Consider the following 329-nt stretch of genomic DNA (forward strand, 5'->3'; position numbering starts at 1 on the left):
CTTGTCGATGGTGCGCTCGATCACGCGCACATGCAAGACGAAGTCACGCTGACTCCCCTGCCAGGCACGAGTGACCGTCATCTTCATCAGGGCCACCCGCTTTCCGGGGCGTTGTTCTTCAAAGGCCCCCGCTGCTTCAGCCTTATCCACCCACTCGTCCTTGTTTTGTTTGCGGGGGTTCCACTTGGTCAGAAAGTCGAAATGCTGTCCCTTGAGTGCCCAGCGATCCTTCTCCTGCGCTTTCATAAACAACAGCCGGACCGAATCAAAACCACTGTCATCCCGCCACAGAACGCTTTCCCCGCGGCAACACAGGCGTTGAACCCGCG

1 pseudogene is annotated in these 329 nt (G+C 58.1%); it reads right to left on the reverse strand.

Features of this window, described 5'->3' with window-relative positions:
• Positions 1–246 (reverse strand): annotated as a pseudogene (locus IV91_RS19565) (IS1380 family transposase); the annotation flags it as partial.
• Positions 247–329: the final 83 nt, after the last annotated feature.

Origin of the sequence: Ferrovum myxofaciens, from assembly GCF_000735045.1 — a bacterium.
GTDB lineage: Bacteria > Pseudomonadota > Gammaproteobacteria > Burkholderiales > Ferrovaceae > Ferrovum > Ferrovum myxofaciens.